A 15504-nucleotide genomic window follows, 5' to 3' on the forward strand; every position below is an offset into this window, starting at 1 on the left:
GCCATGACACAAACCACACTGCCGACCGAACTGTCCACCGAACTGTTCATCGGCGGAAAGGCAGTGCCCGCCCGCGACGGCGGACGATTCGACGTGCTCGACCCGTCGACCGGTGAGACCGTCGCATCGGTCGCCGACGCCACGGTCGAGGATGCCCTGGCAGCCGTCGCGGCCGCACACGACGCAGCCGCCCGATGGGCGGCCACCGCACCTCGGGAGCGTGCCGAGATCCTGCGGGCCGCGTTCGAGACGATGACCGCCCGCGCCGACCAACTCGCCCACCTGATCTCGCTCGAGAACGGCAAGGCGCTGCGCGATGCGCGCGGCGAGATCGCATATGCCGCCGAGTTTTTCCGGTGGTACTCGGAGGAAGCCGTCCGGAACATCGGCGCGGTCACCGAGTCGCCGTCGGGTACGAATCAGATAATGGTGATCCGGCAGCCGGTTGGAGTGTGTGTGCTCGTGACACCGTGGAACTTCCCTGCGGCGATGGCGACCCGCAAGATCGGCCCGGCCCTCGCGGCGGGTTGCACGGTCGTGCTCAAACCGGCCAGCGACACGCCGCTGACGGCGCTGGCCATCGCCGACATCCTCGCCGAAGCTGGGGTGCCCGCGGGGGTGGTCAACGTAGTGCCGGCCAGGCGCTCGAGCGCGGTGGTCTCGGCCATGCTGCACGATCCGCGGGTGCGCAAGTTGTCGTTCACCGGGTCGACGGAGGTCGGCCGGGTACTCCTGCGGGAAGCGTCGGACAAGATCGTGAACTCGTCGATGGAGCTGGGCGGCAACGCGCCCTTCATAGTGTTCGCCGACGCCGACCTCGACGCGGCCGTCGACGGCGCAATGATCGCCAAGATGCGCAACGCCGGGGAAGCCTGCACGGCGGCCAACCGGTTCTACGTCGAATCATCAGTGCTGAAGGAGTTTTCGACCCGGCTCAGTCGGCGCATGGCCGCGCTCGCGGTCGGTGCCGGCGCCGATCCGGCCACCGAGGTTGGCCCGTTGGTCAACCCCGAAGCCGTCGACAAGGTCGATGACCTGGTCAATCAGGCCACCGGTGCGGGTGCCCGCGTGATGGTCGGTGGCAGACGTATCGACCGGCCTGGGTACTTCTACGAACCCACCGTGCTGGTCAACGTCGCGCCGGACTCGCCGATCCTAGTGTCCTGCGCCGGGAATTCGTTGAAGATATGAACCGAGTCGTTCGAAGATCTCGTCGGCGGTCTTGGTCCAGTTGAACGGGCGGGGGTTGTCGTTCCAGTCTGCGATCCACTCGCGAATGTCCTTCTCGAGGGCCTGAATTGAGCGGTGAACGCCGCGGCGCAGTTTCTGGTCGGTGAGTAACCCGAACCACCGCTCGACCTGGTTGAGCCACGACGAGTAGGTCGGGGTGAAGTGCATGTGGAATCGGGGATGGGCGGCAAGCCATTTGGTTACTGTCGGCGATTTGTGCGTCGAGTAGTTGTCGCAGATCAGATGGACGTCCAGGTCAGCGGGCACGGTGTTGTCCAACTTGGTCAAGAACTTCTTGAACTCGATCGCGCGGTGCCGGCGGTGAATCGAGCCGTAGACCTCGCCGGTGGCCACATCCAGGGCGGCGAACAAGGTGGTGATTCCGTGCCGCACGTAGTCATGGGTGCGGCGCTCGGGCATGCCGGGCATCATCGGCAGGACCGGCGCGCTGCGATCCAAGGCCTGGATCTGCGATTTTTCATCGACGCAGAGCACCAGTGCCTTCTCCGGCGGGTCCAGATACAACCCCACGACGTCACGGACCTTGTCGACGAACTGCGGGTCGTTGCTGATCTTGAAGGTGTCCACCTGATGCGGCTTGAGGCCGAACGACTTCCAGATCCGTCCGACCGTTGACTTCGACAACCCGGTCTCAGCCGCCATCGAAGACCGCGACCAGTGCGTGGCGCCTTTGGGTTGACGCTCCAACGTGGCCACGATCAGCTGCTCGACCGCCTCGTCGGTGATCTTGCGCGGCGCACCAGGACGCGGCTCATCGGCCAGACCCTCCAGTCGCGCCTCCAGGAACCGTCCACGCCATTTGCCGACCGTTTGCGGCCACACACCTTCATCAGCGGCGACTTCCTTGTTGGATTTCCCTGCCGCGCAACCCAACACGATCCGACAACGTTGGGCCAACGCCTGCGAGGACTTCGATCGACGGGCCCACCGCTGCAACGTCTCACGTTCGTCGTCGGTCAACACCAACTCGACTACCGGCCTACCCCTGGTTCCCACCCGCCAATTCTACAATTAATCAACTAATTTACGGCGCAGGACACTAGGTGACGAGATTTTCGGCCCGGTCGCGCCCATTGTCGGTTTCGAGACCGACGGCGAGGCCATCGCGCTCGCCAACGACACCGAATTCGGGCTGGTTGCTTATGTTTACACCGGTGACCTGGCGCGGGGCCTGCGCGTTTCCGCGCAGATCGAATCGGGCATGGTCGGGCTCAACCGCGGTTTGGTCAGCGACCCTGCCGCACCGTTCGGCGGGATGAAGCAGAGCGGCATCGGCCGAGAAGGCGGCCACGACGGGATGCTCGACTACACCGAGTCGAAATACATTGCGGTGCAGTGGTAGCGGCCACGCACGGGGTTGCCGCGCGCGATACAGCTGTCGGGGGGAAGACTGATCACGCGCGGCAACGTACGGGAGGACTGCGCGAGCGGGCTCAGAACAGCTTCGCGAGCACCTCACCGGCTTCGGCATCCTCGACGGCCGGGGTGATGTCCATGGTGAGGAATTCGCCCCATTCCGCGGCCGACTCGAACATGGCCTTGGCATCGTCGGTTTCCACCACGGCGAAGCCCTGGCCGTTCATACCCCACCAGCGGCCGAGCATCGTCACCCCGTCCGGTACCTGGGCGCCCGTCTTCTTGAATCGCTCGATGGCGTCGCGATAGTTCGTCTGCGATTGCGTCCAGTGCACGATGAATTTCATGGTGTCGATCTCCTTTTCGTGATCCGGGCCGGAATCGGCTCGGCAGCAACGACGGTGAAGGGTGTCTCCACCGGGAAGTCGTCGTGCAGGGATTCGACGTGGGCTGCCCGGACGAGGGTGGCCAGGGCCAGCGTCGCCTCGAGCATGGCGAAGTGGTCTCCCACGCATGACCGGGGGCCACCCCCGAAAGGTAGGTACTGCCAACGGCTTCGACCTGCCGACCGGTCCGGGTTGAAGCGGTCCGGGTCGAACGTCAGCGGGTCGTCCCACAGGGCTGGGTCGCGGTGCATGACATAGAAGTTGACCATCGCCATCGTGCCTGCCTCGACCCGATAGCCGTCGACCACGATTTCCTCGTTGAGCATGCGCGGCGTCCCCGCGCCGGGCGGGCAGAGCCGTAACGATTCATGCAGCACCCGCACGGTGTACTCGAGGTGCGGAACGTCCTCTGGCGTCAGCGTCCGCTCACCGAGGGCCGCGACTTCGGCGTGCACGCGGGCCTCGATCTCGGGGTGACAGCCCAGTGCCCACAACGAATAACACAGGGTGGTCGAGGTCGTGTCGTGGCCGGCGAGCATGAAAAGCACCAACTCATGGCATATTTCGTCGTCGGTCAACCGCAGCCCGGTATCCGGGTCTCGGGCGTCGATGAGGGCGCGCACCAGGGGCGCATCGCGATCCGGGTCAGCCCTGACGGCCGTGAGGATCTCGGCGGCCAGCTGATGGAGCCGGGCGTTGCCCGCCTTGGCGCGGCGCTGCGCCGGGGTGGGCACCCACTGCGGCAGCTTTACCGGATGGGTCGAGCGATCGGAGATCCACGACAGCGACGCACGCAGGGCCGGGCCGACGTCATCGGCGCGTTCGTCCAGATCCAGGCCGAACACCGACCGACCCAAGGCCCGCAGCGTGAGTGCCCGGCACGCCGCATCCAGGTCGACCGTCGCGCCGTCGTCCCAGCTGTCGGCGACGTCCTGCGCCGCGGTGGCCATGTGCCCGGCGTAGCGCGGGACGTGCTGTTTGGTGAACATCGGTTGCAGCGTGCGCCGCCGGGGCAGCCAGTGCTCATGCGGCAGGTTGAGCAGGTTGCCGCCCATCAGCCGGCGCAGCTCGATCATGTTGAGGGCACCCCCGCGGTCGGCGACCGCGTCGGGACGGCCCAGCACGTCGCGCGCTCCCTGCGGCGAGGTGACCATCAGAACCTGCGGCACGAGCCACCGCGGGCCCAGCACTATGCGGTTGACCGGACCGCCCGCGTCGCGAAGCCGCTGATGCCCTTCGATGAAGTAGCGCAACGCCTTGATCTGTTGCCGATACGGCAGAGGGTTGCGCGGCGCCAGCGGCAGCGTGCCCGTCGCCGGTCCGCCGGCGTGTGGAGCAACCGCGCTCGGGCTGTCGATCTCGACCATGAGATGAGTGTCAGCCCGGCGGCACAGGGCTACTTAGAGTAGAGGACTACCCGAATTTTCCGGTCCGCGGCGCCTTGGTCGTCGCGATGCACGTCACCGTGCGGTCGCCTTGCTTCCACGAGTCGGCGGTCGGGTACAACACGAACACCGATACCGCGGGATCGTCAGCTGCCTGCGGCGCCCGCTGGGCAAACGCGGGACCACACTTGTCCGTGAACGCCGATACCGCGGCGTCCCCCGGAAACGCTCCGTCGGGCATGGCCAGCACGGTGTAAACCTCGCCCTTGTGCGGTTCGTCGCACGGCACCGTCTTGACGAACATCACGCGGCTGTTGTCGGGGATCTCGGACAGGCAGTCGCCGGTCTTGACGTCGGTGGCCTGAACCGAGCTGCGGCTGACGATCATCCAGACCGCGACCACGCCGCCCACCGCGAGCACCACCACCGCCGCGACGGCGACGAGCACCCACTTGAGGACCGGAGACTTCTTCTGCGGCGCCGGAAACTGGTTCTGCGGGTTCGAATACGGCTGGGGCGGGGGTGGCGGATACCCGTGACCGGGTGGCGGGTACCCGTGACCGGGCGGCGGATATCCGTGGCCCGGCGGCGGGCCGTACGGCGGTGGCCCCGGCGGCATGGTCATGATGAGACGATAACCGGATCTCAGCGCTGTGCGAGCAGCCGCAGTGCCGCATCCACGGCCAGCGCAGGCACATCGAGTTTCTTGGAGCCCAGGTCGTGCCGGGCCCCGGTGATCGCGACGACCTCGGTGGGCCCCGCGACCAGCCCTGCCGCGGCGCCGATCTCGTCGAGAGTGCCGAACGAATCGGCGCTGCCATGCGTGAACACCGTCGGCACGTCGATGCGGGGCAGGTGCTCGGTGCGGGCGCGTTCCGGCTTTCCGGGCGGATGCAGCGGATAGGAGAACAGCGTCAGCACGTCCGGTCCGGCGCCGTCGGCCGCCACCATCGAGGTCATGCGCCCGCCATAGGAATGCCCGCCGGCCATCACCGGGCCCTCGGTGAGCGTGCGGGCCAGCCGGATGGCCTCGCCGATCCCGTCCTGGTCACCCGCGGCTGATCCCGAGGGCGGGCCTTTCGGCCTGCGCCGCCGGTACGGCAGGTTGTAGCGGATCGCGAGCCAGCCGCGCGACGCCCACTCGTCGCAGATCCGGACCAGCATCGGGGAATCGCGATTGCCGCCGGCACCGTGCGTGAGGACGACGATGCCTGTCGGGGTGGTGTCGGGTTGGTGCGCGACACCGTCGACCGCGGTCAGGATCTGGTCGAGCTTCATCCGTTCAATCTAGAGCGGTAAGCCTGAAGAGCGCCGACACCGGGCCGTGGCCGTGGCCCAGCGGATAGGCCGCCCGCAGGCATTCGGTCACCCACTGCTTGGCGAAGGCCACCGCGTCGGGCACCGAACAGCCGTGTGCCAGCGCGCTCGCCGTGGCCGCCGCAAGGGTGTCGCCCGCACCGTGGTCATGGCCGGTGTCGATGCGTTCCGCGTCGAACTCGTGGAACTCGGTGCCGTCGAACAACAGGTCCGGGGCACGCGTCGAGGTCCGCAGGTGGCCGCCCTTGACCAGCGCCCATTTCGGGCCGAGCGCGTGCAGGGCCTTGGCGGCGTCACGCTGCGTCGCGGTGTCCACGACGTCGATACCGGTGAGCAACCGGACCTCGTCGAGGTTCGGAGTGACGAGCGTGGCGAGCGGAAACAGCCTGGTGCGCAGGGCATCCAGTGCGCTGGGATGCAGCAGCGGGTCACCGTGCATCGACGCGCACACCGGATCCACCACCAGCGGTGCGTCGAGGCTCAGCTGGTCCCACGTCTCGGCGACGGTCTCGATGATCGCCGACGACGCGAGCATGCCGGTCTTGGCGGCCTGCAACCCGATGTCGGAGGCCACGGCCTCGAGCTGGTCCGAGATCACGTCCAGCGGAACCTCGTGAAAACCCTTGACGCCCACGGAGTTCTGCACGGTCACCGCAGTCACGGTGACCAGGCCGTGCAGGCCGAGCATCGCGAACGTACGCATGTCGGCCTGGATGCCTGCACCGCCACCGGAATCCGACCCGGCGATGGTCATCACCCGGTGCGGCGTCTGGCCCGGCGGGGTCAGCGGAAGGAAATTCATGACGTTGCCAGTGGTAGATACACCCTGTTGCCGTGGTCGGCGAACTCCTGCGATTTCTCCGCCATGCCCTGCGCGATCTCGTCGGGCACTCCATTGGGGTAGGCATCCCGGATATCTTGGGTGATCCGCATCGAGCAGAACTTGGGCCCGCACATCGAGCAGAAGTGCGCGGTCTTGGCGGGTTCGGCCGGCAGCGTCTCGTCGTGGAACTCCCGGGCGGTGTCCGGATCCAGCGACAGTGCGAACTGGTCATGCCAGCGGAACTCGAAGCGCGCCTTGGACAACGCGTCGTCGCGTTCTTGGGCCCGTGGGTGGCCCTTGGCGAGGTCGGCGGCGTGTGCGGCGATCTTGTAGGCGATCACGCCGTCCTTGACGTCCTTGCGATCCGGCAGGCCCAGGTGTTCCTTGGGCGTGACGTAGCACAGCATCGCGGTGCCGGCCTGGGCGATGATCGCCGCGCCGATGGCCGACGTGATGTGGTCATAGGCCGGCGCGATGTCGGTCGCCAGCGGGCCCAGCGTGTAGAACGGGGCCTCTTCGCAGAGTTCCTCCTCCAGCCGCACGTTCTCGACGATCTTGTGCATCGGCACGTGGCCGGGGCCTTCGATCATCACCTGCACGCCATGGGACTTCGCGATCTTGGTGAGTTCACCGAGCGTACGCAGCTCGGCGAACTGGGCCTCGTCGTTGGCGTCGGCGATCGACCCGGGGCGCAGGCCGTCACCCAGGGAGAACGTCACGTCATAGCGGGCCAGGATCTCGCACAGTTCGTGGAAGTTGGTGTACAGGAACGACTCCTGATGATGCGCGAGGCACCAGGCCGCCATGATCGACCCGCCGCGGCTCACGATGCCGGTGACCCGGTTGACGGTCAGCGGGATGTAGCGCAGCAGCACGCCTGCGTGCACCGTCATGTAGTCGACGCCCTGCTCGCACTGCTCGATCACGGTGTCGCGGTAGAGCTCCCACGTCATCTTGGTGGGATCGCCGTTGACCTTCTCCAGCGCCTGGTAGATCGGCACGGTGCCGACCGGGACGGGGGAGTTGCGCAGGATCCACTCGCGGGTCTCATGGATGTTGCGGCCGGTGGACAGGTCCATGATGGTGTCGGCGCCCCAGCGGGTGGCCCACACCATCTTGTCGACCTCTTCACCGATGGAGCTGGTGACCGCCGAATTGCCGATGTTGGCATTGACTTTCACCGCGAACGCCTTGCCGATGATCATCGGCTCGCTCTCGGGGTGGTTGTGGTTGGCGGGGATCACGGCCCGGCCCCTGGCGACCTCGTCGCGCACAAGCTCCGGCGAAACCCCTTCGCGCGCAGCGATGAACGCCATCTCGGCGGTGATCTCGCCGGCACGTGCACGTTGCAGCTGGGTGCCGCGGTCGCGCACCACCCCTGGGCGGGGCGGCAGACCCTTGGTGAGGTCGATGGTGGCGTCCTCGTCGGTGTACGGACCCGAGGTGTCGTAGAGGTCGAGGTGCTCACCGTTGGTCAGATTGACCCTGCGGAACGGCACCCCGTCGACGTAGATCTTGGTGCTACCGGTGATGGGGCCGGTGGTCACGGAGGCGTCGACAACAACAGCACTGCTCATGAAAAATCTCCCTACGCCGGCATTACCCGGTCAGGTTCTTACGGTCGACGGGCCTACCCGTCCTCTCAGCGCGCTCGGTGCGCGCTCCCGCGTGGTTTGTTTCTGGCAGTGCCCAACCTAGCGCAGTCGGTACGGCCGGGGGAACCGGATTGCGGTTCCCAGTGAATTGCCAGGTGGCCCGGTGCGGCGGCACGAATTGCCGTTCGTTGATTTGCATAGCTAATATATGTGTTCTGGGTTGTGCGAACCCGACGACAGATCACGACAGGCTTGACTTCCACCGACATGACGGCAGATATGACGACGACTGGATCCGAAACCGACACCGCCACCGACACCGCTGCAGCCGAGACCGCGCGCCGACGCGTGCGCATGGATCACGACCACCCGCTGTACAAGTGGATCGCGCTGTCCAACACCACCCTCGGCACGTTGATGGCGACCATCAACGCCTCGATCGTGCTGATCTCACTGCCCGCGATCTTCCGCGGCATCGGGCTCAACCCGCTGGCGCCGGCCAACGTCAGCTACCTGCTGTGGATGCTCATGGGCTACCTCGTGGTGACCGCGGTGCTCGTGGTGCTGTTCGGCCGGCTCGGCGACATGTACGGCCGCGTCCGCATCTACAACCTCGGATTCGTGGTGTTCACGGTCGCCGCGATCGCACTGTCGATCGATCCGTTCGACCTCGGTGGCGGCGCGGTGTGGCTGATCGCCTGGCGCGTCGTGCAGGGCGTCGGCGGGGCGATGCTCATGGCGTCGTCGTCGGCGATCCTCACCGACGCGTTCCCCGCCAACCAGCGCGGCATGGCGCTCGGCGTCAACATGGTCGCCGCGGTCGCGGGTTCGTTCCTCGGACTGCTCATCGGTGGGGTGCTCTCCGAATGGGACTGGCGGGCCATCTTCTGGGTGGGTGTCCCGGTCGGCATCCTCGGCACCATCTGGAGCTACCGGTCGCTGCGTGAACTCGGGGTACGCAGCCCCGGCCGGCTGGACTGGGCGGGCACCCTGACGTTCGGCATCGGTCTGACGGTGCTGCTGACCGGCATCACGTACGGCATCCAGCCCTACGGCGACTCGACCACGGGCTGGACCAACCCATGGGTGCTGGGTTCGATCATCGGCGGAGTGCTGCTTCTGGTCGCGTTCTGTTTCATCGAGCTGCACGTCGAGCATCCGATGATGAACATCAGGCTCTTCCGCTCGGCCGCGTTCGGCATGGGCAACCTGGCGGGGCTGATGTCCTCGGTGGGACGCGGTGGCCTGCAGTTCATGCTCATCATCTGGTTGCAGGGCATTTGGCTGCCGCTGCACGGATACAGCTTCGAGTCGACACCGCTGTGGGCGGGCATCTACATGCTGCCGATGACCATCGGCTTCCTGGTGTCGGGCCCGTTGGCCGGGACGCTGTCAGACCGCTACGGCGCCCGCCCGTTCACCGTCGGCGGCATGCTGCTGATGGCCGTCACGTTCGTCGCCCTGGTGATGATCCCGGTCGACTTCAACTACTGGCTGTTCGCGGCCCTGGTGTTCCTCAATGGGCTCGGCGGCGGCATCTTCACCGCACCCAACACGGCCGCGATCATGTCATCGGTGCCCGCCGCCGAACGCGGTGCGGCGTCGGGCGTGCGGGCGACGTTCTTCAATGCGGGCTCGTCACTGTCGATCGGGATCTTCTTCTCGCTCATGATCATCGGACTGGCCGGAACCCTGCCCAGCGCGATGAGCGCCGGGTTGGAACAGCAAGGTGTCGCCCCCGCCGTGGCGCAGGACGTCGCGCAGCTGCCGCCGGTCGGCAGCCTTTTCGCGGCGTTCCTGGGCTACAACCCGATCGCCGAGCTGCTCGCACCGTCGCACGCGCTGCAGCAGCCCGGGGTCAACGCCGACGTGCTCACGGGTCAGGAGTTCTTCCCGCGGCTCATCACCGAGCCGTTCCACTCCGGGCTCACGGTGGTGTTCGTCGCCGCCGCGGTGATGATGGTGATCGGTGCGATCGCGTCGATGTTCAACGCGGGGCGCTACGGCACGGAGGCCGGAGCCGACAACGCGGCGTGACGCTCACTGATATCGCAGCGCCGCAACCGATTTGGTGAGTAGATCCTGTAGCACGTCGGCGTTGGCATCGCCCTGGACGACGACGGCCGTGGTCGGGCTGAGCGTGGCCACGAACGTGTAGCGGTCCATCGATCGGGTGGTCTGCTTGAGGTTGACGTTGAGATGGATCCGCACGCCCATGGTGTCGGCTCCGCTGATGTCCGGTCCGGCAATGCGCTCGACGGTGCCCTCCGCGACACCGGGTGACCGGACACTGACATGGTCGCAACCCGCGCCGACCTCGCTACGTGCCGGGGTCGGAGACTGGACTGCGATCACGGTGATGGGTTCGACGCCCTGCGCGTCGAGGCCTTCCGACCGGGCCCCCGCCGTCGCGGGCACCGGTTTGAGCATCGTGTCGCAGTGCGGGGGATCGAACGTGAACGGCATGGCGCCCGACAACCCGCCCAACTGGTCGACCTGTTCCTGCGTAAGGGTGATCGGGGGCAGCGGCTTCACCGTGTAGCCGGGCGGAAACTGGTTCTGCAGCTCGTGAATTCGGGTGATGTCGTAGCCGCCCGCGGGCTCGACCGCGGGCGCCGATGCGGCCGGTGAACTGCCGGTCGGTGCTTCCGGAGCGTCGGCGCCGCACCCGGAAACCGTCAGCGCCGTGAGCAACGCGACGAACCCGAGGCGCACCCAGCTGGACATCGGTCGAGACTAACCGGGTTCAGCCCGTCGCCGACGGGACGCCCCACGAGAACTGTGACGCCGCGATGTGCTGTGGTTCGAGATACCCGGGCACGCCGCTCACGGCGGTGGCGCTGGCGAGGTAGCCGCCGGGCTTGAGCGGGATCAGCTGGTCGTTGTTCGGGAAGGTCACCGAGAACGAGTCACCGTCGTGGACGTCGCGGGTCTCCAGGTAATGATTGGTGTGTGCGGCCCACCGGCCGTCGGGCTCCTGATTGGAAACCGACATCTCCATCTCGAACTGGATGGGTGTGCTGCCCAGGTTGGTCGTGCAGTTCGTGGCGTCCACCCGGCTGCCCACGTACTGCTGCCCGTTCACGTCGTAGATGAACGGCATGGCGACCGTGAAGGCACAGCCGACGAAGTGGACGTCGGCCTGCGCGTGCGGCACGGCAACCGTCGTCGCCGCACCGATGATCACCGTGCACACCAACCCGCGGACTGTGCTCATGGCTTCCCCCTGGTCTTTGTCACATCGTAGGCACAGGGCTGCCCGCGTGAACGCACCGATCAGCAGGTCTCCCGCCACGCGTCGAGCTCGACACGCTTGAGAATCGTGGCCAGCCCAAGGCTCTCCGCCTGCGGACACGCGACGTCGCGTGTCACGTGGTACTCCGCGCTGAACACCGGCTTTTTGCGATCGGTGAACGGTTCCAGCGCCGCGCACTCGTCGAATTCGATGCACTGCTCGACGACCGAGTAGTCGAACAGCTCGGCCAGCACCGCGGCCTGGTCGAGGTCGTTCTTGAGCCCGATGGCCAGTCCCCGCTCATGGGCCAGATCGGCCAGCATGCGGTTGAAGCGCAACTGGTCTTCTGCGCCGATGTCGAAACCGGTGTCCTGTAGATGGTTGTCTGCCCAATCTGGCTCGGCGCCGTCAAAACCCTTGTCCCGGCACATGTCCAGACGCGCGGCCAGGAGCGGGCGCAGCTTGTCGATTCGGCGGATGTCGAGCCACCGTTCGTCGGGCCAGCCTTGGACCGGGCCACCCAGCAGATCGGCGTCGAACGCTGCGCTGTCCGGGCGGTACGGCTCCCACGACCCCGCGGTGAAGTAACAGATCACGCGGCTCCCGCGGGCGTGCAGGGAATCCACCACGGCCGCCGAGTTGTCGAACAGGTCGATGTCGAAGACCTCTGCCTGCACCGCCGTGTCGACCGGCTCGTCGTCCAGCTGCCATTGCCAGGTGGGCTTACCCGTCGGCTGCCACCACGGGCCGCTTGAGCTCGTCGATTCGGTTGAGCTGCCCGGTTCGGGTGCCGCGGCGCACCCCACTGCGCTCAGCAGGGCAAGAATCAGGATCGGCACGAGCCGTCCGTGCCAGCCACGGAGCATGGCCATGATGCTACGCCCGCATGTCAATTTCCTTGCCGGGCTGATGATTCGCGCGCAGCTCCGGATTGGCTCAGCCGCGGCCCAACGTGACGGCGCGCAGCACGAACCCATCGAGACGACGGGTGATCACGGATCCGTCCGGGAAGTACTGAGCGATCCGCAGGTTGTCGTCGGCGACCTCCTCTGCCCATTCGACGGGCCAGCCGCCGTCGGCCAGACTGGTCTGAAATGCCTGGACGACGTCGTCGCGGGTCAGTTCGGACTCCACCACCTCTGCGGTGGTGGTGGCTCGATGCGATGCGGCGCCGGCGAACCCACGACCGCAGCCGCACGGCCCGTCAGGATCGTCGTGGTCCCGCGAGCAGGGCTCCTGGATCCACACCAATTCGCCCTGGATGCAGTAGTGGTAGTCCGTCGGCGCGTAGCCCTGCGTGTGCCCGGTTGCCACAAGAATTTTCATGTTCGGCCCTCCAGCTCGGATGTTCCGAACCGTACGTGCGGGCACCGACAACTACGATGCTGGGCGAGGGGCAGGTCAGCCGAGCTCCACCAGCACCGGGGCGTGATCGCTGGGCTGCTTGCCCTTACGCTCCTCGCGCACGATCTCGGCGTGGTTGACCCGCCCGGCGAACGCGGGGGAGCCGAGGATGAAGTCGATCCGCATGCCCTGCTTCTTGGGGAACCGCAGCTGCGTGTAATCCCAGTAGGTGTAGACACCCGGGCCTGGCGTGAAAGGCCGTACCACATCGGTGAATTGGGCTTCGACGATCGATGTGAACGCGGTGCGCTCCAGTTCTGTGACGTGCGTGGATCCCTTGAAGAACTCTACGTCCCAGACGTCCTCGTCGGTGGGTGCGATGTTCCAGTCGCCCACCAGCGCGATCTGCGCCGCGGGATCGTCGGCCAGCCATTTCTGGGCGTTGTCGCGAAGCGCGGCAAGCCAATCCAGCTTGTAGGCATAGTGCGGCGAGCCGACCGTGCGGCCGTTCGGGATGTAGAGACTCCAGACCCGAACGCCGCCGCATGTCGCGGCGATCGCCCGGGCTTCGGCCACGGCCTCCCAGCCGGGCTGGTTGTCGAACCCGATCTGCACATCGTCCAGGCCGACCCGGGACGCGATCGCCACGCCGTTCCACTGGTTGAAGCCGACGTGGGCGACCTCGTAGCCCAACGCGGCGAACGGCATGGTGGGGAACTGCTCGTCGGTGCACTTGGTCTCCTGCATCGCGAGCACGTCGACGTCGGCGCGGGAGAGCCAATCGGTGACCCGGTCGACGCGGGTGCGGATCGAATTGACGTTCCAGGTGGCCAGGCGCATGAGGTTAGAGGTTACGGGCGGGCGCGAGGATGTCGTCGGCCAGGACGTAGCGCGTCTGGTGGTGCAGACGGAAGCCCAGCGCGGTGTACAGCGCGATGGCCGCATGGTTGTCGACCTCGACCTGGATGTAGGCGCGCTCGGCGCCCGTTTCGGCACCCCAGCTCACCAGGGCGTCGCACACCGCGCGGGCCTGGCCCTGCCTGCGATGCGCCGGGTCGACGCGGACCGAGGAGATGCCCAGCCAGCGGGCGCCGTCCGGTGCGGTCGTCACCGCGCCCCGGCCGACGGCGTACCCAGTCGATGCGAACGTCAACTCGCCGTCGATCACCGCGGTCAACACATCGACAGGCACCTCGCGCTCATATATCCGCAGCCAGGCCGCATCCGGGTGCGGCGCCAGCGTGACGTCTGGCACCGGTGCAGCGGCGCCGGCGAGATCCCGCACCATGACCCGGGCCGGTTTGATGCCCTCGGCCCGGATCGGGACCAGCCGTTCGGGTAACGCGAGCCATGCGGGCAGCCCGCATTCGCGGTACCACTCGACGACCGCGGTCAGATCGGCGACCTGCGCCGAAACATCAAGTGGCAGAGCCGAGTTCGCCCTGCTGGTGACTCCGTGGCCGGCGCGCGCGAACCAACCGCCGAGCCACCGCTGCTCGGTGCCGGGCCACGCCAGCGCGGCCGCGTGTTCGAGCGCGCGGATCTCCGATGCCCGGACCGGGGCATGCGACAACTCGCGCACACTCACGACGTCAGCCTGCGCGACCGTGACGAGCTCGCCGGATTTGGTCCGCACCAGCACGGCGGGATCAACCTGCTCGACGTGCCCGACGACGTCGGTGAGCGGCTTGCCCGACCCGGGTGGCAGGCGATAGCGCAGGCTGACCCGGCTGCCCACCGCGGGCATGTCCATCAGTGCCCGAACGGATCGGGAACCTCGCCGGGTGTCCAGCTCAAGCCGGGCACACCCCAGCCGTTGCGCTTCACGGCGCGCTTGGCGGCGCGGGCATGCCGGCCCACCAGCTTGTCGATGTAGAGGAAGCCGTCGAGATGCCCGGTCTCGTGCTGCAGCATCCGGGCAAACAGATCGGTGCCCTCGAGGGTGACGGGGGAGCCGTCGGCGTCAAGACCTGTCACGCGGGCCCAGTCGGCCCGACCGGTCGGGAAGTTCTCACCCGGCACCGACAGGCAACCCTCTTCGTCGTCGTCGGGGTCGGGCATGGTCTCGGGAACTTCGGAAGTCTCGAGCACCGGATTGATGACCACGCCCCGGTGGCGCACCGAACGGCCGCGTGTCTCGGCGCAGTCGTAGACGAACAACCGCTTGGCGACACCGATCTGGTTGGCGGCCAGGCCAACCCCGTTGGCGGCATCCATCGTGTCGTACATGGTCTGGATGAGCTCCGGCAGGTCGTCCGGCAGCGAACCGTCCGCGCCGACGGGAACCGGCTCGGTCGGCGTGTGCAGAACGGGATCTCCGACGATGCGAATGGGTACGACGGCCATGAGGGAAAAGCTTATGTGAGCCGACTCGCGGGCTTATGTGTCACCTCTAGCCAGCAAGCCGTGGTTGAATGATCGCCGAACCACAGCGATGTCATTTCACGAGTGTCGGAAGGGTCCAGGGAGCAATATGGACGGCGCCATGGCGCGGACTGAGCGATCCGGGGACGACTCTGATCTCACCGACGGGCTCACCCGCCGCGAACACGATATTTTGGCGTTCGAGCGCCAATGGTGGAAGTACGCGGGCAGCAAGGAAGACGCGATCAAAGAGCTGTTCTCGATGTCGGCAACGCGGTACTACCAGGTTCTCAATGCATTGGTAGACCGCCCGGAAGCACTGGCGGCCGACCCCATGCTGGTCAAGCGGCTACGTCGGCTGCGGGCCAGTAGGCAGAAGGCGCGCGCGGCGCGCCGCCTTGGGTTCGACGTCACATAAAGGGTCGACGAATGTGGGATCGGGCGGCTC

The 15504-nt window shown here is 66.8% G+C and carries 17 protein-coding genes, 1 pseudogene and 1 riboswitch; of the genes and pseudogenes, 4 read left to right on the forward strand and 14 right to left on the reverse strand.

What is annotated here, in order from left to right:
* Nucleotides 1–3 precede the first annotated feature (3 nt).
* A complete protein-coding gene (locus G6N67_RS18310) occupies nt 4–1191 on the forward strand; it encodes an aldehyde dehydrogenase family protein (RefSeq protein WP_081812434.1) in 1188 nt (395 codons plus the stop codon).
* Here G6N67_RS18310 and G6N67_RS18315 read toward each other — a convergent pair.
* Entirely contained in the window at nt 1156–2247 is a 1092-nt protein-coding gene (locus G6N67_RS18315) for an IS630 family transposase (RefSeq protein ID WP_036429724.1), read from the reverse strand. The genes G6N67_RS18310 and G6N67_RS18315 overlap by 36 nt on opposite strands.
* Before the next feature lie 37 nt (nt 2248–2284).
* Here G6N67_RS18315 and G6N67_RS18320 point away from each other — a divergent pair.
* Nucleotides 2285–2593, forward strand: a pseudogene (locus tag G6N67_RS18320) (aldehyde dehydrogenase family protein); the annotation flags it as partial.
* Nucleotides 2594–2684: 91 nt separating this feature from the next.
* Here the strand turns inward: G6N67_RS18320 and G6N67_RS18325 are convergent.
* The 6 genes from G6N67_RS18325 to thiC form a co-directional block, all read right to left on the reverse strand.
* Nucleotides 2685–2954, reverse strand: coding sequence for a DUF3303 domain-containing protein (locus tag G6N67_RS18325; RefSeq protein ID WP_036429722.1), 270 nt, complete (start codon nt 2952–2954; stop codon nt 2685–2687).
* On the reverse strand, nt 2951–4360 hold the full coding sequence (locus G6N67_RS18330; RefSeq protein ID WP_036429721.1) for a cytochrome P450: 1410 nt from the start codon (nt 4358–4360) through the stop codon (nt 2951–2953). The genes G6N67_RS18325 and G6N67_RS18330 overlap by 4 nt, the downstream gene beginning before the upstream one ends.
* Before the next feature lie 46 nt (nt 4361–4406).
* Nucleotides 4407–5003 (reverse strand): septum formation family protein, encoded by a 597-nt coding sequence (locus tag G6N67_RS18335; RefSeq protein WP_036429720.1) that lies wholly within the window; start codon nt 5001–5003, stop codon nt 4407–4409.
* A 20-nt stretch (nt 5004–5023) separates the two neighbouring features.
* A complete protein-coding gene (locus tag G6N67_RS18340) occupies nt 5024–5656 on the reverse strand; it encodes an alpha/beta hydrolase family protein (RefSeq protein WP_036429719.1) in 633 nt (210 codons plus the stop codon).
* A gap of 4 nt (nt 5657–5660) precedes the next feature.
* Entirely contained in the window at nt 5661–6497 is an 837-nt protein-coding gene (thiD, locus tag G6N67_RS18345; protein ID WP_036429718.1) for a bifunctional hydroxymethylpyrimidine kinase/phosphomethylpyrimidine kinase, read from the reverse strand.
* Nucleotides 6494–8095, reverse strand: a complete 1602-nt coding sequence (thiC, locus tag G6N67_RS18350; protein WP_036429716.1) for a phosphomethylpyrimidine synthase ThiC — start codon at nt 8093–8095, stop codon at nt 6494–6496. The genes thiD and thiC overlap by 4 nt, the downstream gene beginning before the upstream one ends.
* Nucleotides 8087–8196: riboswitch (TPP riboswitch) on the reverse strand. It overlaps the preceding gene by 9 nt.
* 196 nt (nt 8197–8392) lie before the next feature.
* Between thiC and G6N67_RS18355 the strand changes: the two genes are divergently transcribed.
* Nucleotides 8393–10150, forward strand: a complete 1758-nt coding sequence (locus G6N67_RS18355) for an MFS transporter (protein WP_036429715.1) — start codon at nt 8393–8395, stop codon at nt 10148–10150.
* A gap of 3 nt (nt 10151–10153) precedes the next feature.
* On the opposite strand, the gene G6N67_RS18360 is transcribed toward G6N67_RS18355, so the two are convergent.
* From G6N67_RS18360 to G6N67_RS18390, 7 genes are all read right to left on the reverse strand, one after another.
* Nucleotides 10154–10840: a DUF5642 family protein gene (locus G6N67_RS18360; RefSeq protein WP_036429714.1), complete on the reverse strand. Its 687-nt coding sequence runs from the start codon at nt 10838–10840 to the stop codon at nt 10154–10156.
* A gap of 19 nt (nt 10841–10859) precedes the next feature.
* Nucleotides 10860–11330 (reverse strand): hypothetical protein, encoded by a 471-nt coding sequence (locus G6N67_RS18365; protein WP_131524583.1) that lies wholly within the window; start codon nt 11328–11330, stop codon nt 10860–10862.
* 59 nt (nt 11331–11389) lie between these two features.
* Complete coding sequence (locus G6N67_RS18370) at nt 11390–12214, reverse strand: endo alpha-1,4 polygalactosaminidase (protein WP_036434666.1); 825 nt, start codon at nt 12212–12214, stop codon at nt 11390–11392.
* 70 nt (nt 12215–12284) lie between these two features.
* Entirely contained in the window at nt 12285–12674 is a 390-nt protein-coding gene (locus G6N67_RS18375; RefSeq protein WP_036429712.1) for a DUF7715 family protein, read from the reverse strand.
* Between the two features lie 75 nt (nt 12675–12749).
* Nucleotides 12750–13532, reverse strand: coding sequence for an exodeoxyribonuclease III (locus G6N67_RS18380; protein ID WP_036429709.1), 783 nt, complete (start codon nt 13530–13532; stop codon nt 12750–12752).
* Nucleotides 13533–13536: 4 nt separating this feature from the next.
* On the reverse strand, nt 13537–14445 hold the full coding sequence (locus tag G6N67_RS18385; protein WP_419724290.1) for an N-acetylglutamate synthase, CG3035 family: 909 nt from the start codon (nt 14443–14445) through the stop codon (nt 13537–13539).
* Nucleotides 14445–15038 (reverse strand): peptide deformylase, encoded by a 594-nt coding sequence (locus G6N67_RS18390; protein ID WP_036429707.1) that lies wholly within the window; start codon nt 15036–15038, stop codon nt 14445–14447. Before G6N67_RS18390 ends, G6N67_RS18385 begins: the two co-directional genes overlap by 1 nt.
* Nucleotides 15039–15165: 127 nt before the next feature.
* Here G6N67_RS18390 and G6N67_RS18395 point away from each other — a divergent pair, with 127 nt between their 5' ends.
* Entirely contained in the window at nt 15166–15474 is a 309-nt protein-coding gene (locus G6N67_RS18395) for a nucleoid-associated protein NapA (protein WP_029370048.1), read from the forward strand.
* The last annotated feature ends 30 nt before the right edge of the window (nt 15475–15504 follow it).

Origin of the sequence: Mycolicibacterium mageritense (assembly GCF_010727475.1) — a bacterium.
Classification (GTDB): Bacteria; Actinomycetota; Actinomycetes; order Mycobacteriales; family Mycobacteriaceae; genus Mycobacterium; species Mycobacterium mageritense.